Annotated in this window: 15 protein-coding genes; 10 read left to right on the plus strand and 5 right to left on the minus strand. The window is 38.0% G+C overall.

Features of this window, described 5'->3' with window-relative positions; translation table 11 throughout:
- Positions 1-411 precede the first annotated feature (411 nt).
- The 5 genes from clpB (at position 412) to FFJ24_RS13305 (ending at position 7,555) form a co-directional block, all read left to right on the plus strand.
- Positions 412-3,012: an ATP-dependent chaperone ClpB gene (gene clpB, locus FFJ24_RS13285; protein WP_138821946.1), complete on the plus strand. Its 2,601-nt coding sequence runs from the start codon at positions 412-414 to the stop codon at positions 3,010-3,012.
- 274 nt (positions 3,013-3,286) lie between these two features.
- Positions 3,287-5,473, plus strand: a complete 2,187-nt coding sequence (locus FFJ24_RS13290; protein ID WP_168202474.1) for a M60 family metallopeptidase — start codon at positions 3,287-3,289, stop codon at positions 5,471-5,473.
- Between the two features lie 126 nt (positions 5,474-5,599).
- Positions 5,600-6,253 (plus strand): outer membrane beta-barrel protein, encoded by a 654-nt coding sequence (locus tag FFJ24_RS13295; protein ID WP_138821948.1) that lies wholly within the window; start codon positions 5,600-5,602, stop codon positions 6,251-6,253.
- 10 nt (positions 6,254-6,263) lie between these two features.
- Complete coding sequence (locus FFJ24_RS13300) at positions 6,264-6,761, plus strand: hypothetical protein (RefSeq protein ID WP_138821949.1); 498 nt, start codon at positions 6,264-6,266, stop codon at positions 6,759-6,761.
- A gap of 152 nt (positions 6,762-6,913) precedes the next feature.
- Positions 6,914-7,555, plus strand: a complete 642-nt coding sequence (locus tag FFJ24_RS13305; protein ID WP_168202475.1) for an outer membrane beta-barrel protein — start codon at positions 6,914-6,916, stop codon at positions 7,553-7,555.
- A 52-nt stretch (positions 7,556-7,607) separates the two neighbouring features.
- Here the strand turns inward: FFJ24_RS13305 and FFJ24_RS13310 are convergent, their stop codons facing one another.
- Positions 7,608-8,810 carry an MFS transporter gene (locus FFJ24_RS13310; RefSeq protein WP_138821951.1) on the minus strand — a complete coding sequence of 401 codons (1,203 nt, stop codon included), beginning with the start codon at positions 8,808-8,810 and terminating at the stop codon, positions 7,608-7,610.
- 103 nt (positions 8,811-8,913) lie between these two features.
- On the opposite strand from FFJ24_RS13310, the gene FFJ24_RS13315 reads away from it, so the two are divergent.
- Together FFJ24_RS13315 and FFJ24_RS13320 are read left to right on the plus strand one after the other, a co-directional pair.
- A complete protein-coding gene (locus FFJ24_RS13315; RefSeq protein ID WP_138821952.1) occupies positions 8,914-9,471 on the plus strand; it encodes an NADPH-dependent FMN reductase in 558 nt (185 codons plus the stop codon).
- Between the two features lie 317 nt (positions 9,472-9,788).
- Positions 9,789-10,391: an outer membrane beta-barrel protein gene (locus FFJ24_RS13320; protein ID WP_138821953.1), complete on the plus strand. Its 603-nt coding sequence runs from the start codon at positions 9,789-9,791 to the stop codon at positions 10,389-10,391.
- Between the two features lie 80 nt (positions 10,392-10,471).
- Here the strand turns inward: FFJ24_RS13320 and FFJ24_RS13325 are convergent, their stop codons facing one another.
- Together FFJ24_RS13325 and FFJ24_RS13330 are read right to left on the minus strand one after the other, a co-directional pair.
- On the minus strand, positions 10,472-12,124 hold the full coding sequence (locus tag FFJ24_RS13325; protein WP_138821954.1) for a M28 family metallopeptidase: 1,653 nt from the start codon (positions 12,122-12,124) through the stop codon (positions 10,472-10,474).
- 239 nt (positions 12,125-12,363) lie between these two features.
- A complete protein-coding gene (locus tag FFJ24_RS13330) occupies positions 12,364-15,189 on the minus strand; it encodes a S8 family peptidase (RefSeq protein ID WP_138821955.1) in 2,826 nt (941 codons plus the stop codon).
- Positions 15,190-15,311: 122 nt separating this feature from the next.
- Here FFJ24_RS13330 and FFJ24_RS13335 point away from each other — a divergent pair, with 122 nt between their 5' ends.
- Entirely contained in the window at positions 15,312-16,148 is an 837-nt protein-coding gene (locus FFJ24_RS13335; RefSeq protein WP_138821956.1) for a M57 family metalloprotease, read from the plus strand.
- A 184-nt stretch (positions 16,149-16,332) separates the two neighbouring features.
- Here the strand turns inward: FFJ24_RS13335 and FFJ24_RS13340 are convergent, their stop codons facing one another.
- Complete coding sequence (locus tag FFJ24_RS13340) at positions 16,333-16,755, minus strand: PepSY-like domain-containing protein (protein WP_168202476.1); 423 nt, start codon at positions 16,753-16,755, stop codon at positions 16,333-16,335.
- 951 nt (positions 16,756-17,706) lie between these two features.
- Entirely contained in the window at positions 17,707-20,214 is a 2,508-nt protein-coding gene (locus tag FFJ24_RS13345; protein WP_138821958.1) for a DPP IV N-terminal domain-containing protein, read from the minus strand.
- A 175-nt stretch (positions 20,215-20,389) separates the two neighbouring features.
- Here FFJ24_RS13345 and FFJ24_RS13350 point away from each other — a divergent pair, with 175 nt between their 5' ends.
- Both FFJ24_RS13350 and FFJ24_RS13355 read left to right on the plus strand, forming a co-directional pair.
- On the plus strand, positions 20,390-21,268 hold the full coding sequence (locus FFJ24_RS13350) for a polysaccharide deacetylase family protein (protein ID WP_138821959.1): 879 nt from the start codon (positions 20,390-20,392) through the stop codon (positions 21,266-21,268).
- An 86-nt stretch (positions 21,269-21,354) separates the two neighbouring features.
- A complete protein-coding gene (locus tag FFJ24_RS13355) occupies positions 21,355-22,236 on the plus strand; it encodes a polysaccharide deacetylase family protein (RefSeq protein WP_138821960.1) in 882 nt (293 codons plus the stop codon).
- Positions 22,237-22,252 lie beyond the last annotated feature (16 nt).

A 22,252-nucleotide genomic window follows, 5' to 3' on the forward strand; every position in this document is an offset into this window, starting at 1 on the left:
AAATCCCACTTCAGCCTTTAAGAAATCTATCGAGATAGATCTCTCCGCTCCACTACGTTTCGGTCGAGATGACGACACTTTTTTATGAAGTAGCCTAACGCCATAGGTACCGCGTTAGGGATTGTAAGGGTTCAGTGCCGATCCTTCATCGGTACCGGAGCGAAGCGCAGCCCGCCCCTTGCGCAGCTTGGGTAACGCCCAAATCAGTTAACAGTTACCAATTATCAATACAAACCAATCTGTTAAAGATTATTCACTGCGCTCAACATGACAGCAAGCTAAAAGCCGACAAATTTTCAGCATAAAGCACTAAAAATCAGTAATTTAGTCACGTAATATAAAAACTTACCGACAAAATTTCCGATTGTAAAATCAAAATTGTTATGGCATTTGTTTTGACTTAAAAGAGCTATGAACTTCAACAATTTTACCATAAAAGCCCAGGAAGCAGTTCAACAGGCTTCTGAAATAGCCCAAGGCAATCAGCAACAGGCTATTGAAACGGCACACCTGCTTAAAGGTCTGCTTACTGTTGATGAAAACGTGGTTTCTTATGTTTTAAAGAAACTGAACGTTAACCTTAATTCACTAAATCAAAACTTAGATGCAGAGATTGCCAAATTCCCGAAAGTGAGTGGAAGTAATGTCTATCTGTCATCAAATGCCAATAGCGTTTTACAGAAAGCACAAACATTTTTAAAAGAGTTTAAGGATGAATTTGTCTCTGTAGAGCATTTATTATTAGGCATCTTAGCCGTTAATGATAGCACCTCGAAATTATTAAAAGAACAAGGCGTTAACGAGAAAGACCTTAAAAAAGCCATTACAGAACTACGTGGTGATAACCGGGTAACCGATCAAAATGCTGAAGCTACTTATCAGGCCTTAAGTAAATACGCCAGGAATTTAAACGAATATGCCGAGAGCGGAAAACTGGATCCGGTAATTGGCCGTGATGAAGAAATCCGTCGCGTGATCCAGATTTTATCACGAAGAACCAAAAACAACCCGATTTTAATTGGTGAGCCTGGTGTGGGTAAAACAGCCATTGCAGAGGGAATTGCCTTCAGGATTATTAAAGGTGATGTGCCTGAAAACCTGAAAAGCAAAGTGGTTTATTCTCTTGATATGGGTTCGCTTATTGCCGGTGCAAAATACAAAGGCGAGTTCGAAGAACGCTTAAAAGCTGTAGTTAAAGAAGTTACACAGAGCGATGGTGATATTATTCTGTTTATTGACGAGATCCACACTTTGGTAGGTGCTGGCGGTGGCGAAGGCGCGATGGATGCAGCGAATATTTTAAAACCTGCCCTTGCCAGAGGAGAGTTACGTGCCATTGGTGCAACTACTTTGGACGAGTACCAGAAATATTTAGAAAAAGATAAAGCATTGGAGCGTCGTTTCCAGAAAGTAATGGTTGAAGAACCTGATACCCAGGATGCCATTTCTATCCTTCGTGGCTTAAAAGAACGTTACGAAACCCACCATAAAGTAAGGATTAAAGATGAGGCCATTATTGCGGCTGTAGAAATGAGTCAGCGCTATATTTCAGACCGTTTCTTACCAGATAAGGCCATCGATTTAATGGACGAGGCGGCATCTAAACTGCGCATGGAAATGGACAGTGTGCCAGAACATGTTGATGCTTTAGACCGTGAGATTATGCGTTTAGAAATTGAACGCGAAGCCATTAAACGCGAAAAAGATGATAGAAAAGTTCAGGAACTTTCAGAAGAAATTGCCAATTTATCAGCAGAACGTGATGAATTTAAAGCGAAATGGCAAGGAGAAAAAGACCTTGTAGACGCGGTAAATAATGAATTAGAGCAGATTGAGCATTATAAATTAGAGGCCGAACAAGCTGAACGTGCCGGAGATTATGGCAAAGTGGCTGAAATCCGTTATGGAAAAATTAAAGAGGCTCAGGATAAAGTTGAAAAGCTTAAAGCCGATTTAGAAAGCCAGCAAACTGATAGCCGAATGCTGAAAGAAGAAGTTACGGCTGATGATATTGCAGGTGTGGTTGGTCGTTGGACAGGTATTCCGGTTACGAAACTGATTGCCAGTGAGCGCGAAAAATTGCTTCACTTAGAAGAAGAGTTACATCAGCGCGTGGCTGGTCAGGACGAAGCAATTGAAGCCATTTCTGATGCCATCCGCCGCTCGCGTGCAGGCTTACAGGATAAACGTAAACCAATTGGCTCTTTCATCTTTTTAGGTACTACCGGTGTGGGTAAAACGGAGCTTGCAAAAGCCCTTGCCGAATTTTTATTCAACGATGAAAATGCACTCACCCGTATTGATATGAGTGAATACCAGGAGCGCCATGCCGTGTCACGGTTAATTGGAGCGCCTCCGGGATATGTTGGTTATGATGAAGGTGGGCAGTTAACCGAGGCCGTTAGACGTAAACCTTACTCAGTGGTATTGCTTGATGAGATCGAAAAAGCACATCCGGATGTATTTAATATTCTGTTACAGGTATTGGATGACGGACGTTTAACTGATAATAAAGGTAGAACGGTTAATTTTAAAAATACCATCATTATCATGACCTCGAATATCGGCGCACATTTAATTCAGGATAATTTTAAAGATTTAAGCGACGAAAACCGCGATGAGGTAATTGCCAAAACCAAAAACGAATTGTTTGAGGTATTGAAACAGACCATTCGTCCGGAGTTTTTGAACAGGATTGATGAGCTGATTATGTTTACCCCGTTAAACCGTAGCGAAATCAGGAATATTGTAAGCCTACAGTTTAAACAAGTACAGCAAACATTGGCAGAAATGGGTATAGAGATGGATGCCAGTGATGAAGCTTTAGACTGGCTGGCACAATTGGGTTACGATCCTCAGTTTGGTGCAAGACCGTTAAAAAGGGTAATCCAAAAAAGAATCTTAAATGAGCTTTCTAAAGAGATATTGGCGGGTAAGATAGATAAAGACAGCAAAATTAAGTTAGATATGTTCGATCATAAGTTTGTGTTCCTGAACCAAAACATTGATTAATACATACCAATCAAATCCCGTCTCAATTAAATTGAGGCGGGATTTTTTTTGTTATAAATTTTAAAAGCTTAGGGAAAAGACCAGGCATATTTTAGCTTTTTTTAACAAATAGCCTGTTGTGACAGCAGTTTTAGATGCTTAAAATTGTAACCACAACCTCTTAAAGATGAATCTAAAAACCTATCTGCTCTTTATTTTGATGTGCTTTTCGACTCAAATTTTTTCGCAAAAATTTCAAAAATCAGCACTTTTAAAAGACGTCAAGTCCTTACCTATGCCCGATACAGGCAAATTTGTTTCGGCGTTTTATACCACTAACGAAGCACCTAATATCGTAGCAACACACAGGCTCGCCCCACAGGTAGAAGTTTCAACTACAGTGATCATGAGCAGTGCCTTAGGTAAAGGACAGATTTTTGCTATAGGCTCATCCGAGTATTTTGAAAGCAAATTATTGAGCGATCATAATGTCCAAAAACTATTAAAAAACATACTCGAAAATGTAAGCACTCCCCCTAAAAAACTTAAAGTAGCTGTAACCAAAACAGCTGATGCGGCGTTGCTCAATGCATTAAAAGCCAACAAGGTTAAAGTTTACATAGCAGATGGAAGTAAATTACAGTCCGGTACCGACATTTACTTTTTAACAAATGATGTAAAAGATACAACGGAACTTAAAGCCATTGAAAAATACATATCTGATGGTGGAAGTTTGGTATACGGTTCCCCCTATCCGGGTATTTTTAAACATCGCGACCAAACTAAGTCCTACCTCAACGACCTGGTTAAAATAAACAGTTTGCTCGCCAAGGCAGGGATATTTAATGCCTATAGTTTAATTCAGGCAAATCACATTAACGATACCTTAAATTTAAAAGATGTTCCTTTTTATCTTAGTGTGAAAGCTATCTTTAAACAGTTGGCAAACCCTGCTTTTAAAGCCATTGATCCAACTGAGTATGCTTATGGAATGGAGCCAAATCTTGAACTTACCTTTTCAAACAATGCTGATACCAGTCAAATCATCAAAAAGTTAAAATCCATTTTAGCGATTAGTGATACATTAGCTGTTCCAACGCTCAAAAATCCAATTGATATTTCTACGCCGGCGAAAAAAGCAGGTTATCAATTTTCAAAATATCTTTTTGACAAAAGCCATAATATAGATAAAGCGACAGATTTTGTTTACCCGGAAAGTAAATCATTTCCAGGCGAAGTGCCTAAAAACGCAAAAAGGACTGTTGAGCAGATCAATATAGATGTAAAAGTAGGATCGCAGGGATTAGCAGACCCCTATCCGGATTATTATAGGCTGCACAGTACCGGTGTTTACGTACCAGCAGGTGAGAAAGTCAGCATTGTGGTCGATCCTAAATACAAAAATCAACATTTAAAAGCTCAGATCGGTATCCACAACGATGATTTAAAACACATGGATAATCTGGTAAGGGCCGGTTTTGATTTAACCAGATCATTCGAACTGGATAAAGATACGACAACCGTTTTTTCACCTTATGGCGGACTGTTATACATCAAGATTTCGGATAGTTGTACGCTAAAATCAATCACTATTACAGCAAGTGCTGTGGTTAAGGCGCCTTATTACAAGTTAGAAAAGAATACCCTTGCCGAATGGGAAACGATTAAAAATAACCCTGCACCATGGGCTGAACTTGCCACCAATAACATTATTCTTACCGTTCCCTCTTATCGGATCAAAAACTTGAAAAATCCGGAATCGTTAATGAAATTCTGGGATCAGGTTATGGATGCTGATGCCGATCTGGCCAACATTAACAGGAACAGAACACATCCAGAAAGGATCATTATTGATAACCAGGTTGCCTACGGTTATATGTATACCGTCTGGGATAAAATTGTGGCACCCGATGATCAAAGTTGCGCCTGGATGCTTGATGAAAAAATTGTAGGCACAAAAGGAAGCTGGGGGCACTTTCATGAGTTGGGGCATCGCCATCAATTTTGGGGCCTTGATATGGACGAAGTTAGTGAAGTAACCACCAATCTTTACTCGATTTACGTGTATGATAAAGTGCTGAAAAAAGGACTTTATAACCATGATGCGATCCGAAATAAAGAGGAAGTGGAGAAAAAAATTCAAAGTTACCTTCAAAATCAGCCTACTTTTGAAAAATGGGGAAAAGATCCGTTTCTAGCATTAAGTATGTACATCCAGATCATTGAAAATTTTGGCTGGGACTCTATCATCAAAGCCAACAAAATATACCGCGAAATGGATCCTAGCAAATACTACGACCATCCGCTGAGTAACCAACAACGGATCGATCTCTGGTATACAACGATCTGTAAAACGACTAATGCCAATTTATCTTCCTTTTTCGAAGTCTGGAAAATACCGGTGAGTGAAAAAGCAAAAAGCAATACACGCAACTATAAAACCTGGCTCCCAACCGAGCTTGTTGCTTACCTTCCACATTAACGCATATTATCCCGTAGCTAAATCTGCGGGATTTTTCATTTAAAAAGTAACTAACATGATAGTTGCTTTTTTTGCTTTTTGTTTCAATAATGATTATTATTGATTACACACAAAAACACAAATAAAATGAAACCTAAATTAATCATTATGGCACTCCTATGCGCCGTTAGTTGGCGCAGCTATGCCCAAACTGAAAAAGGAAGAGGCTTTGTTGGAGGAAGCCTGAGTTTTGGAACTTCCAAACAAAACAGCTCATCGCCCAGTTTAAACACTTTTACCTTAACGCCAAGGGGAGGCTATTTTTTATCCAATAATTTTGCCATAGGCTTGGAAATCCCTTTAAATCTTTCAAAACTCAGGGGTGAAAATTATATCGCATGGAATGAAGAATACGGATATTACGAAGAACAGCGTGGAGTAAAGGAATTTAGCCTTGGTTTTTCTCCTTTCGTACGCAAATACATCGACGTTAAAGATCGTTTTAAGTTTTTCATGCAAGCCAATCTGCTCCTACAGGTAAATACTTTTAACCGCATTGATGATGAAGGTTACCTGATCCGAACAGATGCTAAAATAAAGGGATGGGGTGCAAGCATAAGTCCTGGCTTTAGTTATTTCATATCAAAACATGCTGCATTGGAGTTTTCATTACCGGTTGTATCTTTCTTTCATCAAAATTACTATGCGGAAGAATCGCTCTACAATTACAACAAAACCAATAACCTGAAACTCGCCCTGCAAAATTTCACACCAACACTTACCATCAATTATCACTTTTAACATCAATTAAATGAAAAATATATTCACCAAAATTTTAGGCCTGATAAGCATAAGCTTGTTATTGCTTTTCAGTTTTTCCAATCATGCAAATGCTCAACGCTTTCGTGGTAAAATAGAATATTACAGCAGTGTATTCCCTTCGGAGGATGGAAAAATCAAATCTATTGATGGTACCAAAATTGAATATTATAATTCGGTTTTTAAATCTGAAGACGGAAAAGTAAAATTAATTGGCGATACAAGAATAGAATATTACAATAGTGTATTCCCTTCTGAGAATGGAAAAATCAAAGCCATTGGTGATATTAGAATTGAATATTACAATTCGGTTTTTAAATCAGAAGATGGAAAAATTAAATCGGTTGGCAATATCAGATTTGAGTACAATAACAGTGGTTCTCAAAAAAGTGATGGGAAAGTAAAATCAATCACTAATGAAAATGATGACCGCGAATCGGAAGATGCACTGGATACCTATTACTTTATTGAAAGACTCAATTGTCAATAATTTATATATCATTAATTGTTTTAATCAAGGTTAATATTTAGCCCTGATTTTTTTAATCCTGATAATCAAGCAATTAAAACAAAAACAACTAAACATATAGTTTTATTTCATTTTTTTATTTTATCATTGGATACACAAAAACACAAATGAAAATGAAAAAACAATTATTAGTTACGGCTATGGCCGTGGGTATCTCCCTATGCGGTTTCGCGCAAACAAAAGGAACAAACGCTTTAAGCTTTGGTGTTAATTCAACTACCAACAAACTCACGGGAAACAACTACGAAAACAAAGCAAAAAATAACTCTTTTACATTAGGGTATGGCTATTTTTTTAAAGACAACAATAAAATTGGGTTGGATTTGACTTATGGACTAAATAAAAATACTTATGGGAACGACAATATGAATAACCAAGAGCAAAAAAGCTATGGTGGTAACCTAAGTTATCAGCACTATTTCCCTCTTGTAAAAACCTTATTTGCGTATGCAGGTGGAAAAGCCTCCTATACACACAGTAAAAATAACAGCGAATTTACTAACACTTACCCACAATTAACCAGTTATACTTCCAACCAATACGCTGTAGGCGCTTATGGAGGTATCACCTGGTTTGTTTCTAAAAGATTTGCATTAGAAACAAGTTTGTTATCGGCAGATATTGCCTACAGCAAAACAGAACAAAATGAGGTTAACGCCAATAACTCTTTTACCAAAAGCGAATATACTTCATTCAATTTAAGTAGTCAGGGATTTATCAACAACCTCGGATTTAAAATTTATATCCTATTTTAACCTCTTCAACTAGTAAAGCTTTGGCCCATCCCCTTAAAAATGGATGGGTTTTTTATTTCTTCTTCGTCTCAATATTTGGCAAAAACCCTGTCAACAACCCAATCAAAGGCAGAAATGCACAAACATTAAATACATATTCAATACTGGTAGAATCTGCTAATTTACCCAACAAGGCCGATCCGATGCCGCCCATACCAAAGGCGAAGCCAAAAAACAGTCCGGCAACTAAACCTACCTTGCCCGGGATGAGCTCTTGCGCATAAACCAAAATGGCCGAAAATGCCGATGCTAAAATCATCCCGATGGGAACAATGAGCACACCAACCCAGAACAGACTGGCGTGCGGCAGCAACAATGCAAAAGGTGCCGTACCCAATATCGACGCCCATATCACATATTTTCGCCCAATTTTATCGCCTATGGGTCCGCCAAGCAACGTTCCGGCAGCTACCGAGAATAAGAATACAAATAAATAAATCTGTGAAGTTTGTACTGAGACATGAAATTTATCGATGAGGTAAAAGGTAAAATAATTGGTTAAACTCGCCATATAGAAATATTTCGAGAAAATTAACAAGAGTAAAATGCAAACCGAAAAGATCACCTTTCCTCTCGAAAATTGATTAACAACAGTTTGAATATTGACCTTTTTACTTCTCGAAAGCATAAATCCTTTGTACCAATTACCAACATAGGTTAAAATAATAATAGCCAAAAGTGCAATTACCGAAAACCAGATCAAGCTGAATTGCCCGTATGGTACAATAATCCAGGCCGCCAATAGTGGACCTAAAGAACTACCTGCATTACCTCCCAACTGAAAAACAGATTGTGCTAATCCCCTCTTTCCTCCAGATGCGGCATGCGCCATCCTTGAGGCTTCCGGATGAAATATAGAAGAACCTATCCCAATAAAACAAACTGAAATTAATATGGTATAAAAATGAGTTGATTGGGAAAGCGAAACTAAACCGACGAGGGTAAATCCCATCCCTGTTGCAAGCGAATAAGGTTGAGGCTTTTTATCCGTATATAAACCTACAAATGGTTGTAAAAGCGATGCAGCCAATTGAAAAGTTAAAGTAATTAAACCAATCTGCGAAAAACTTAAATGATAACTGGTTTTGATGACAGGGTAAATAGCTGGAATTAAAGATTGTATCGTATCATTTAATAAATGCGAAAAACTTAAAGCAAAAAGGATCGGAAAAACAGTTTTTTCAATAATGGAGGTAGTAGGTGTATTTTCAGTCATAACGAATAGCTTACAGGCCAAAAATAGTGATTATAAATTTTTAAACTACACATATTGTCCTTGCAAAAACCAAACATTTTGATAATGTTCTGGTTTAATAGCAATGGAAAAGAACAGAAAAATTGTTGGTTTATGCGGAAGTTTGAGAAAAGGATCTTATAATGCGATGTTACTTAAAGTGGCAGGCGGATTGATCCCAGAAGGTTTCGAATTTGAAATTGTAGCCTATGATGACATCCCCGTTTATAATGCCGACCATGATTTGCCAGAAACCGAAGAACGACCTGCAAGCGTAACGAAATTCAGGGAGTCTCTGGCTGCTGCAGATGCTTTTATTATCGCTTCGCCCGAATATAACTATTCTATTCCTGGTGGATTAAAAAATGCCATTGACTGGGCAAGCCGCGGCAAAGATTCGCCTTTGATGCATAAACCAGTTGCCGTGATGGGTGCTACTCAAGGCTTATGGGGAACTGTTAGAATGCAAATGGCATTTTCGCCTGTTTTTACCTTTTTAAATATGAATCCTGTTTTACAGCCGGAAGTACTGATTGCACAAGCACAAAATAAGTTTGATGCGGATGGAAATTTAAATGACGAAAAAACAATCTCTATTATCCAAAAGAAAATAGAAAATCTCATTTCGGCAAGCAAGGTTTAATCCCTAACCACGATCACACTTCTAAAATTCTGCCATTCTGAATACCCTAAAATCTGACATTTTTACAAAAAAAGTCAGATTGTCAATTTGTCATACCTCAAAAATTAATCAATCGATTGATTTTTCGTCACACGAAAATAATATTGAATTAACATTAAATTTACATCTGTTTGTGCATTAAGCAGTTGAGCAAAAACTGATTTTTTGATGACGCTGAAGAAGTTTTCTGGCACAAGTGTTGACTTTTATTCAAATATAGTCAGAAATTAAAAAAGTAAAATTGGCTATATTTTAATCACAAATAAATAATAAAAAAGATGAAAAAACTATTATTATCTTTAGTAGCAGTAGCAGGTTTAGTTTATGGTGCACAAGCACAAACTGAAAAAGGAAATTTTATGTTGGGTGGTAATGTAGGTGTTAATTCTACGAAAGTTGATGGTGCTCCAAAAGCAGATTTTAACTTTAGTGTATTACCAAGTGTTGGTTATTTTATCAGCAATAATTTTGCAATCGGTACGGGTGTTGGTTATGAATACGATAAAAAAGTAAGCAACAAAACTCAAGAAGGGACTTTTAAAGTTGCTCCATTTGGCCGTTACTATGTTGGTTTATCTGATCAATTTAAATTCTTCGGACAATTATCAGTACCATTGGCATTTGGTGAATTAAAAGCAACTGATGCTAATGGCGACAACGCAGTTAAATTAGGTACTACTACTAAAATCGGCGTAGAACTTGCTCCAGGTTTTGCTTTCTTCCCAACTAAGAAAATCGGTATCGAACTTTCAGTTAAAGGTTTAAGCTACGACAATTATACTGTTAAAGCTGAAGGAACTGGCGCTAAAGTTAAAACCAATACTTTCGGCTTAAACGCTGATACTTTCTCACCAAGATTAGGTGTACAGTTCTACTTTTAATTAATTATCCCTTAGGGGAAACTTAATAAAATGACTTTTTTTCGAAGAGCGTCCCGGTTTACCACCGGGACGCTCTTTGTTTATTTCTTTTCTCTGATGATTTTAAATTCCGATCCGTCCTTCCATTCCGGATAAGAAGTTTCATTACTGATGCAGTAGCCCATATCAAAAAGCATCCGGACATCTTCTATAATACCTGACAAATCCCAGGCTTTGGCATCGAAATTATCCTGTGGCGAATGGTAGCGGAATTTGGTAAAATCGGCCACCTGCTTTAATCCCCATGTTCTGCCGTTTTTGATGTTATTTACACCCGAACCGGTAAATAATGAAGGTACACCTACCTTTGCCAGATTAAAATGATCGGACCGGTAGTACAATCCGGATGATGGAACAGGATCTGGCACAATTACCCGCCCCTGCTTCTTAGCTGCTTCCGCAGCGTAATCTTCCAGTTCTGACTGACCAAAGCCGTACACGACAATATCTTTCGTTTTACCCGCTATTCCCATCATATCCATATTGATGTTGGCAACAGTTTTATCCAATGGAAAAACAGGATGTTTGGCATAATACTCAGACCCTAAAAGACCTTGCTCTTCAGCTGTATAAGAAATAAACAGAATGGTACGCCCAGGTACTTTAGGTAACTTTTTAAATGCCGAAGCAATTTCAAATAAAGCGGCTACACCTGTTGCATTATCAACCGCTCCGTTATAAATAGAATCGCCTTGTACTTTCTCTCCTACCCCAAGATGATCCCAGTGTGCAGAATAAATAATAGCTTCATCTTTACGTTTATCGCCTGGTATTTTAGCCAGAACATTATAAGTAACCGATTTCTTAATGGTATTTTTAACTTTTAGTGAAGTACTAATATTTAAATCAACAGCCTTAAAACCTTTTTTCCTGGCACTTAATGCCAATTGATCGAATGATTTACCATCCAATGCAAATAGCTGTTTTGCCTTATCTAAAGTAATCCAGCCTTCTACCACAGCCCTGCTCATTCCATTATCTTCACTTTGCAGGGTAAGTTTGGATTTCGACCAACCACTTCGGACTACTGTCCACGGATAAGCTGCCGGTTCGGTATCATGAACTATAATAATCCCTGTGGCTCCCTGACGGGCAGCCTCTTCAAATTTATAAGTCCATCTGCCGTAGTAAGTCATATTTTTACCTTTAAACAAAGTAGAATCTGCAAAACCAGGATCATTAATCAACACCACTACCGTTTTTCCCTTTACATCAAGGTTCGCATAATCGTTCCAGCCAAATTCCGGAGCTACGATACCATAGCCTGCAAAAACAAGTTGCGAGTTACTCATGCTCACTTCATCTTGCACACGGCGGGTACCGGCTACAAAATCGGTTAAATAACTTAATGTTAGCGAAGCAGTTTTTCCTTTCAATAACATTTTATCTTCAGGCACAGATTTAATTTCTACCATCGGTACCTCCTGAAAGAAACTATCTCCATTGCCTGGCTGCAGGCCTAGTTTTTCGAACTGAGCTTTTAGATAACTAATGGTTTTGGTTTCACCATTGGTAAAGGGTTTTCTTCCCTCCAAACTATCAGCAGCAATAACAGATAAATATCGGGTTAAACTCGAGTCATTAATAGCTTTTATAGCTAAAGAATCAGCATTAACATCAGTGCTTTTTGCGCCTTGTTTGCAGGAACCAAGGAAGAGAAGTGCACAGCTAGAAAATATTAGGAATTTTCTCATTTTAAAGGATTTTTTTCTGAAATGATTAATCACATTTGCTGAAAAATACGAAGAAATTAGGAGTTTCTGTACTTATAATCCAAAATTTGAGGATCTCCCGCTGATGTAGCAGATTTACGCAGACTAAACTTTAAGCATCCTTAATTCTAAATTTCAGCGTTTATCATCTTAAATCTGCGGGAACAAACATACGCCTCCCGCTAACCACAAAGATTTACACAAAACATGTATAGTTAGCGTTATTTCTTAATCAACTTAAATTTCTTTAACTGCTGCCCATTTTTATTAATTACTCCTACATACACCCCTGTAGATAAAGCATTAAGTGCAAATTTATTTGAACTTGTGGCTTTTTCTTCAAAAACTTTCTGTCCTAATATATTAAAAATAGACAGGCTATAATCTTCAAATGATCCGCTAATAATGGTTAAATAATCAGCTACAGGGTTAGGAAAAAAAGAAAATTCATTCTCCTTCAGGAAAACCACCGATACCATATCGCTCTGTATCTGACCGTTGGCCGTTTCGAAAGTAACACGATAAAACTGGATTCCAGCTTTAGGCTTATCATCAAAACTGGTATAATTTAGCTGATTTGAAATGGGTTTGGTTTGCTGTAAAACACTAAAAGTATTTGGACCTGTCAGTTTTTCCCAAATGATGTTCTTTAAATCCAAAGTACTGCCTATACTCAGGTCAATTCTTATCCGCTGATCATCGGTCACTGATGCAAATAAATTTCTCACATAACAGGCAATTCCCTGCTGTGTATAATCGATCGTATAACTTTTTAAACCCGTAAAATCTATGCCGTTTGCAGCCACAGCAAAATATTTGCTATTAATCTTGTTTGTATCAAGCTTAACTATGGTATCAGCAAGGGTTAACACGGGAGAAAGAATATTATCTACAATATTGTACAAAGTATAGTCTTTTGCACCCGGTTGCGGGTTCCAGTTAAGCGCCACTCCATCTTTACAAAAATAGCCAACGCTTAATATCCTGGGACTGGAAATAACAAACGGCTGGCTCAATATCACATTTCCTTCCACTTCCATTTTTACCATTGCTTTAACAAACAGATCTGGTGGATTCCAATGGTAAAAACCTTTACTTAAATCGACGCCAGAAGCAATTGATTTCCATGTAGTACCTCCATCATAACTCACCAGCAAGTTTCCCGTTTTGCTTGTATAGGTATTCTCCCAACGGATATAGTTATCTTCATTGGCAAAAAAGTATTCGTTTTTTCCGGGACAGATAAAGGAAAAAGTGTTTTTGAATATGTAACGATAAGCCAGTGCGAAAGGCTGGTTATTACCTTGTTTAATCCTATTACCTTTGACATGAATAGTATAAGCACCTGTAGGTGGATTATCAAGGGTAATCTGCTGAACATTATTGATAAGGTCTGCCTTACGCACTGCTGGTTTTGAAAGGGAATCTAAATGAGGAAAACTGCTTAATACCCAAGGCAGGATTTGGCTCCCTGTGGGAGTTTCGAGACTTAAATCTAATCCATTAACTAAACTTTGTGCTGCATTTACAACAGCAGGAGGATCATTCCATGCAATAGTCAGTTTCAATTCAGCTACATTAGCCGGAATAGCCAAAGAAACAGGCAAGTCCTGATTTTTGGCCACTTCATATAATGACACCCTATTTTCATCTAAAGTTTTTAACGATTGGGCTACATTCAGTTTTCCATAACCGTACACAAAGTCAACCTGCGGTGTGCCTAAATCATCGGCAGAATTAATCACTGTTGCCCTGACCAGTGATGCGGATGCTCCTTTTTTATATTTCTGCCGATAAAATTGTTCCAACAAAGCAATCGATCCACTAGTAATCGCTGCAGCGCCTGATGTTCCGTCTTCGCCCAATGCAACAAGTTCTGGCTTTACACGCCCATCGTACGCAGGACCTTTACTGCTCAAATTTTCAGAAATATTTTCTCTGTTGATCCCTCCTATCACCAATAGATTTTTCGCCTGCTTAAAATTACCTGTTAAATTGGCACGGGCAGTAATACCTTGATAAAATCCTACTGAAGGTGTGGTTGTTCCTTTATTTCCAGCAGAAAAAATATGGATCAAAGTATCGGTTTCGAAGATCTGTTTATCGTATGCCGCAGCCTCTATTCCGTAATCATTATCGATATCGGTACCATAAGAATGATTTTGAACGCTAACCTGAAGTTTATTTAAATCAGTAATCAGATCGGGCATCAGGTTAGTGAAATCAGAATAGGCAAGTTTGGCCTTTGGTGCCGCGCCTAAACCGCGGATAAAGGAATTACCATTTCCTAAAGCTAAAGTTGCCATATCGGTAGCATGAGTGGTTGGCATTTTGCCAATAGTGGCTCCGGTAACCGTTTTGCCTAATAAATCAAGATCGGCAGCATCATACATTCCTTCTTTAAAAGAAACATTTATACCCGAACCATCAATGCCGGGAAAAAGATTTCGGGCGTTAGAAATTTGGTTTAAAGCCAGGTCGAGCCCATTTATAACCACCTCCTCTTTAGCGACAGGCAAAATATCGGCGTATAAGATATCATTAAGCTCCAACAACAGCATTAAATCGCTTGATGATAGGTAAACAGTACAAATTTGATTTACATTATCAGTTGATTTTATCTTTAAACTTGCAATAACCCTGGGTAACGCATTTATATTTTTGACGGCTAGCCGGACCAGGATAGAATCGTTCCTTTTATTGCTTTTACTCAGCACTTTCATCAATCTATCACTAACCTTCCAAAGTCTGTTGGCTTGTTCCTGGTAAATTATATTGTTTGAAAAGTTAGCAATATTCGATTTTTCGACAATAAAATAATCACCTGAAAGACTTTTTTGAGGTTTCAACAATTGAATTTCGGCCGCTGTTAAGGTACGGTTGAACCTGACCAAAACAGACTGATCGCTCCCTAACTTTAAAGCGTTACCTGTTCTTGAAATATATTTTTCATTTTTTTTATCTATTCCACCAGGTTGTATCTGTGCGTTTAAACTAAGTACAGACAGACAAAAATATAAAACTAAAAATACAGTAGTGACTTTCAATAATTATTTTATTATAAAATTTTGTTTACATGGTTTATCTTCCCTAAATTAGGATTTATAAGGTAATCCACAAACATTATTAACTAACTTATTCAACCTAAACTAATTTAATTCTAACTAAGATGAAAACAACTAATTTTTTATCGATTGCAGCAGCATGCCTTTTACTCACTAACCTATACTCTTGTAAAAGTAATAATACAGAAAATGCAGTAGAAAGTAAGACTGAAATCTCAGCAGACAAGTTATCACAGATCAAATCCTTAGGCTTCAGTACCGATAATATCCGCAAGACAGATGAAGGTTATCTGGTAGAAGGCGATATTCTTTTAACTGACGACAATTTAGCTGAACCTTCTACTGGTGCAAATTTAAACATAGCCGAAACTGAACAATACCGAACCACAAATATTGTTAAATCGTTACCACGGGTAATTACAGTATCGGTAACCAATTTGCCTCAGGTATATAGCGATGCGGTAAACACCATGATTTCGAGATACAACTCCCTGGGCTTACGTATTACTTTCCAAAGGGCTAGTGCCGGAACAACCGGAAACATTAATGTGGTAGGTTTTAACGAAGGTCCGAGCGGCGGTTTTATAACTTTAGGCTCTGCTGGTTTCCCTACTTCGTCAGGTCAGCCTTTTAATCAGATCAGAATGAACACCAATTCAGCTGCCTATGGTTCCAATCCTAATCTACTCTACCTGGCTTCAGTAATTCAGCATGAAGTTGGCCATTGCATTGGTTTCCGTCATACAGATTATATGAACCGCGCTTTTAGCTGTGGTGCAAGTGGTGCAGGCAATGAAGGCGCATCAAATGTTGGCGCTGTAAGAATACTAGGAACACCTTCTAATCCTGATGCAGCTTCATTCATGTTAGCCTGTTCTAACGGCGGCAACCGCACTTTCAATGCAAATGATGTAATTGCTGTAAATTACCTTTACAAATAAAAACCCTTAACGGATTACCTTAACAGATCAGAAGCCCCGAAAATTCGGGGCTTTTTTGTTTATTGTCCACAGATGGACACAGATAAACGCGGATTGAATCTGTGTTCATCCTTTTTATCTGTGGTTAAATAAAACAAAATGGTTTATGAGGAGAAAAATCATAAACAATCATGTTTTTAAAAATTTAATCTGCTACCTCTTTGATAAACTTTCCAACTGCGTCGTACCAAACATTTACATCCGGTATACCTTCGATATCGATTTTATAGGTTATTTTTCCGGCAGTATTAATCCAATCTACATCATCGATCCTACCCTTTGGGTATTTTGCTTTAATATTTTTAGCAATTACTGCTGGCAATTGGGCATTTGGAATATCTTTTTCGAAAGAAAGTGTTTTACCCGAAGCCGCATAAGTAGCTTTATGATCAACTTTTCCTATATTAAAATCGACCTCATAATTTTCGCCTTTCTTTTCCCAGTCTACATCCGTTGCTTTCGGATAAGCTTTATTAAATGCCGCTTTAATAACAGATGGAACATCTTTTTGATCTATATCTTGAGCGCTGCTACTGGCAATCCCTCCAACTAAGAGAAATGCTGCCAAAATTGTGCTTTTATAATTCATAATAAAACAACAGTCATGTCCTTTAATTGTTTCGCTCGTATGAAGTGCGTAAAGCATACTTCCAAGAGCTATCTATACCGACAACAGCACCAACCATGAGATTACCATGGCTATTAGTATTAGTCTCAGCAGTGCCGTGTTTTTTTGGAGCGCAATACCTATGCAAAACATTTCGCTTGTCCCGTTTTACGTTTATACGCTTCGCTGCCTCGTGCCTCGTTGCTGCAGGGTAACACTTCAACCGGGGCTAGGTGGCCAATGCAGCATTCCATTTTTGAGGTTGCATGAGCACCTACTTTGTTTCTAAACCTGATTAGCGCCAAATAGCTCCCGATTTAAACCAATATTGTATTTAAGAAAATTCAAATCGGGACTATAGGCAATAGCAGGACTGAAATAACCGAAGAACTACCGGAGCTTGCTTTCTCAAAAAGCCATCTAACAGTAACACTAATTAGATAGATTGCCACACCTGATGAAGGCTTATGCAGCAGTAGCGAGTTTTTCGGAGCGCAATACCTGTGCATAACATCCGGCCTCACCCCGTTTTTCGCTTATACGCTTCGCTGCCTCGTGCCTCGTTGCTGCAGGCTAACACTTCTACCGGGGCTAGGTGACCAATGCAGCATTCCATTTTTGAGGTTGCATGAGCACCTACTTCGTGCCTAAACCTGATAGCACCAGATAGCTCCCGATTTAAACCAATATTGTATTTAAGAAAATTCAAATCGGGACTATAGGCAATAGCAGGACTGAAATAACCGAAGAACTACCTGGTCCTGCTTTCCAAAAAACTATCTAACAGTAAAACAAATACTTACTACGTAGATTGCCACAGCTAGTGAAAAATTAGCTTCGCAATGACGACTTATCGTTATAAAAAATGGCCTGCGTTTCCACAGGCCATAGCAATAACTCTTGTATTAAAAACTATTTTCCGTTCTGCTCAATATCTCTGTCCATTTCTACCAGGTCAACATCGCCCGGTTCAGAAAAATCGCCGATTAAATATTTGTTAAAATGATCAGCCAGTTTCCAGAAAGCATACTCTGTCATATCACCAAAACCATGGCGCTGACCTGGAATAATCAAAAAATCGAAACGTTTACCCGCTTTCATTAGTGCATTGGCTACACGGATAGAATTTGCCGGATGCACATTGTTATCTACATCACCGTGCATCAGTAATAAATGGCCTTTCAGATTTTTTGCTAAATCAGGATTTTTATCGATACTGTATTTAAATGAAGTATCGCCTTTTAAAGAGATTGTTTCTTTTACCCCATGATGTTTTTCGCTCCACCAGCGGTTGTAAATACTATTATCATGGTTTCCGGCATTTGAAACTGCAGCTTTAAAGAAATCAGGGTAAACCAACATGGCCGCTGTAGACATAAAACCACCACCAGAGTGACCGGTAATGCCCACCTTAGACTCGTCTATGTACGAATATTTGGCGGCCAGTTGTTCAATAGCAGTTTTTTTGTCAGCTAAACCATAGTCGCGCAGATTGCCGTAACCATAAGTATGGTACCATTTAGAACGTGAAGGATTTCCTCCTCTGTTACCTACCGTGATAACGATGTAACCAAATTGGGCTAAACGTTCGGTACGATCCATGCTTTTGCTGAAAGCTTTGTTTACAGCCTCGGTTTGTGGCCCTGGGTAAACATACTCAATAATCGGATACTTTTTATTGGGATCGAAATCAAAAGGTTTATACATTACGCCATACAAATCAGTTATTCCATCATCTGCTTTTACTTTGAAAGGCTCCGGGAATTTGTAACCTGCTGCCATCAGTAATGAAAGATCTGTTGTTTCCAGATCCATTACTTTTTTGCCTGTTCCATCATAAAGTGTAGCTTTTGGTGCGGTATTTACTCTCGAATAATTATCAACAAAAAAAGTATTGTTATCATTCATATTCGCCAGATGATCAAAATCGCCGGCATTTAACAGTTTCATGTTCGAACCATCGAAATTAATACTGTACAGATGTAAATAATAAGGATCTTCTTTGCCCTCCCTACCATTTGCCGTAAAATAAAGGATACGTTTTTTCTCATCAATATTTACAATACTCTCACAGTGGAAAGCGCCTTTGGTAATCTGGTTCTTCAGCTTCCCGTTTTCGTCAAAAAGATAAAAATGTGCCCAGCCATCGCGCTCACTCCAATGAATTAACTCTTTACCATCGTTAACCAAACCCGGGCGGTTAACTTCAACATAAGTATTAAAGCGTTCGTCTATTAAAGGCGTAACCTTACCTGTAGCAATATCAACAGTACCAATGTCGATACGTTTTAAATCGCGACTGGTACGCGAAAAATAGAACCTGCTATCGTTACCCAACCAAATAGATGGACGGAATTCGTTATCACGGTCTTTATTTAATGAGGGTTTGCCCCATACTGAAACGCTTTGATCTTTAAATGCAGCAACATTTAATTTTTTAGAAGATTTTGCAGGAAAATCGAACAACAAAATTTCATCCTGAGGGGCTTCGGCCTCTCCCGGCATTTGGTATTTATAGGTTTCTAAGGTTGGACGACCCGGTGTAACACTATTAATTACCCAAAGATCTTTAACCTTGCGCGAATCGGTTCTGTCTAACACAAAATATTTCGAATTCGGCGACCAGAGCACATAAGCACCCCGGCGTTTTTTATTGTTTTTTTCGTTCTCCACATTGTTCTCTCCATCGCCATCACTTCCGTATGAATAGAATTTAACCCCATCTTTAGTGAGCTGATGCTCTACAATAGTACTATCATCTTCATTCTTAACTGCTTTTTTGTAGTTGTCTTTATCCATCCAATACAGATTGTAATTACGGGAGAAGATGATGGCTGAAGAATCTGGTGCTACAGATCCCCATGATGGTTTAGGCTTTGGCTTACTGAAATTAGGCACTTCAGTTAATTTTGCATTTGCCAGTTCGTATTTGAAAGAAAATATTTTCTTCTGCATAGAATCTGCTGCTTTTTTATCTTTCCTATCTTTTTTTAGCTCATCAACAGTGCTTTTGATTTCGAAAGAAATACTTTTTTCGTCGGCTGCAAATTTTAAGTTTTCGAGAGGTAAATGTTCCGCATCAAATGGATCCCGAACAATAAGGGTGATATCTGCTGCCAGTTTAGCATTATCAAACATCAGTTTTTTGCTTTTTGATGCAGGATCTACAAGGTACCAAAATTTTCCTTTTGGACTTTCGAAAGTGTACCAGAAGCGGTTGCTCAATTTTAGCCAGTGTGGGTCTACTGCAGTAGAATAAACCATTTTTTTCAACTTATTTGGCGAAAAACGCGATGCAAGTTGATAGTTTGCTTTAGGCCGTGGCTGAATATTTTCGGTGATGGTAAATGTTTTATTTTGTGCAGCAACAGTTAAGGATAAAAACTGCGCGCCCAGCAGGAGTTTATAAAGTTTATTCATCAAAATTTGTTTGAGCTGCTAAATTATTTAATTAAAGGATATTAAGCAGGCTTGATATGTAATAAATGCGATAGCTAGTATAATTTCGCACAACTAAAATTAATTATTAACACAATTTATTTTGATGGATAAATAATTAAGGGATTTTATAGTTTTGTAGCTATATATACTAACAATGAAATACAGCTTTTTAACCTTAATAACAGCCGGAGTAATCTTATTTGCCAGCTGCCAATCTAAATCTCAGACAGAAAACTCTGCCAATAAAGATTCTGCTGCACAAAGCACCAAAACTGCAGCAGGTACCGGAACACCGGTTGACGTTTCGAAAATTAAAGTTGCTGATGCTAAAACCATTTTAGCCAGAAAACAAGTGCCAATTTTGTGTTACCACCAGGTAAGAAACTGGAAACCAACTGACGGTAAGGTCGGTAAAGACTATATTGTAGAAATCCAGAACTTTAAAGACCAGATGAAGATGCTGGCCGATAGCGGTTATCATACTATTTTACCAGATCAGCTTTATGCTTACTTAAATACTGGTGCTGCCCTACCGAGTAAACCAATTATGTTAACTTTTGATGATACTGACATGGATCAGTTTACCATTGTACGCCCAACTTTAGAAAAACTGGGCTATAAAGCCGTTTATTTTATCATGACCGTTTCGATAGGTAGAAAAGGCAAGTTTGTGGATTACATGACAAAAGAACAGATTAAACAACTTTCAGACGAAGGAAATGTGATCGGCAGCCACACTTACGACCATAAAAACTTTAAAAAATATGCCGGTAAGGATTGGGAAGAACAACTAGACAAACCAACCAAAAAACTGGAAGAAATTACCGGCAAAAAAATGACCGAATTTGCTTATCCATTCGGTTTATGGAATGCAGAAGGCATCCCTGAGCTTAAAAAACGTGGTTTTAGAATGGCTTACCAACTCTCGACCAAGCGTGATGAAAAAGATCCGTTATTTACCATCCGTAGGATTATTGCCAGCGGGTACTGGTCACCTAAAACTTTAAGCAACAGCATAAAAAATAGCTTTTAAATAAAATAATCCCGGCAAGCGTCGGGATTTTCTTTTTTTATCCTTTCTGAAAACGCTGTATCTTTGATCAAATAATTAAAAAAACGTTGAGTAAACATCTAAAAACAGCTGCCTGTCCCCTTTTATCAATTCTATTTTTGGGGTTATTTTCGTTGGCCTGCTCAGGCAACAAACAAAAAGAGAAAACTCCGGTTACAAGTACTACCGAAACGGTTAAAACAGATTCTATAAATACCAAACCTGCCGATAACAAAACCATCCTGGCTCGCAGAGAAGTACCCGTTCTGTGTTACCACCAAATTAGAAACAATATTGCCGGTGATAGTAAAAGAGCACATGATGACATTATTGCTCCTGATAAATTTAAGCAGCATATAAAAATGCTGGCCGATAGTGGTTACCACTCTATTTTGCCCGATCAGTTGTACAATTACCTGGTTTATGGTGCTAAATTACCCGAAAAACCAATTATGATCACTTTTGATGATACGGATGAAGACCAATTCACCATTGGGAACACCACATTGAAAAAGTACGGTTTTAAAGGGGTTTATTTTATCATGACGGTATCAATCGGTAAAAAAGGGCGCATTGGTTACATGACTAAAGCGCAGATTAAACAATTAGCTGATGAAGGAAATACCATCGCCAGCCATACCTATGATCATAAAAACTTTGCACAGTTTACCGATGCCGACTGGACCACTCAAATTGACGAGCCGACAAAAAAACTGGAAGAAATAACAGGTAAGAAAGTAGAATATTTCGCATTCCCTTACGGCGTTTCAAAGGCATCTACATTACATAAATTAAAAGAACATGGCTTTAAGGCTGCATTTATCCTGTCTACTTCTAGAGATGAAAACTACCCGCTTTATACCATCAGAAGAATAATTGATCCGGGAAGATATACGGCAAAAAACTTATATTACAGCATCAATAAGAGTTTTAATAAAACAAAATCTTAGCAGAGGGGTTAATTAT

It is taken from the genome of Pedobacter sp. KBS0701 (assembly GCF_005938645.2).
Taxonomy (GTDB): Bacteria; Bacteroidota; Bacteroidia; order Sphingobacteriales; family Sphingobacteriaceae; genus Pedobacter.